Genomic DNA, 893 nt, shown 5'->3' with positions numbered 1-893 from the left:
GCGATGGTTTTGATCAGGGTAACAGTCATCTGAATGTTGTCACCTGGCATTACCATTTCAACGCCTTCTGGCAGCTCGCAGTTACCAGTCACGTCAGTAGTACGGAAGTAGAACTGTGGACGGTAGCCTTTGAAGAACGGAGTGTGACGACCGCCTTCTTCCTTGCTCAGAACGTAAACTTCTGCGGTGAACTTGGTGTGCGGCTTAACCGAACCCGGCTTAACCAGAACCTGACCACGCTCAACGTCGTCACGCTTGGTGCCACGCAGCAGAACGCCGCAGTTCTCGCCAGCACGACCTTCGTCGAGCAGCTTGCGGAACATCTCAACACCGGTGCAGGTGGTGGTGGTGGTGTCACGCAGACCAACGATTTCCAGTGCATCTTGAACGCGAACGATACCGCGCTCGATACGACCAGTCACAACAGTACCGCGACCCGAGATCGAGAATACGTCTTCGATTGGCATCAGGAATGGCTTGTCGATAGCACGCTCTGGCTCTGGGATGTAGGTGTCCAGAGTCTCAACCAGCTTACGAACGGCAGTGGTGCCCATTTCGTTGTCGTCTTTGCCTTCCAGCGCCATACGAGCCGAACCGATGATGATCGGAGTGTCGTCGCCTGGGAAGTCGTAGGTCGACAGCAGGTCACGAACTTCCATCTCAACCAGTTCCAGCAGCTCAGCGTCGTCTACCAGGTCAGCCTTGTTCAGGAAAACCACGATGTACGGAACGCCTACCTGACGGGACAGCAGGATGTGCTCACGGGTTTGTGGCATCGGACCATCAGCGGCCGAGCAAACCAGGATCGCGCCGTCCATCTGGGCAGCACCGGTGATCATGTTCTTCACGTAGTCAGCGTGACCTGGGCAGTCAACGTGAGCGTAGTGACGAAT

Annotated in this window: 1 protein-coding gene; it reads right to left on the bottom strand. The window is 55.9% G+C overall.

Translation table 11 applies throughout. The annotated features are described in order from the left end of the window. On the bottom strand, nucleotides 1-893 hold an 893-nt coding region (gene tuf / locus D8V06_RS08490; RefSeq protein WP_130930795.1), incomplete at both ends, for an elongation factor Tu.

Origin of the sequence: Pseudomonas sp. Sample_24 (assembly GCF_004307605.1) — a bacterium.
Lineage (GTDB): Bacteria > Pseudomonadota > Gammaproteobacteria > Pseudomonadales > Pseudomonadaceae > Aquipseudomonas.
This window is presented reverse-complemented; position numbering and strand designations above follow the sequence as displayed.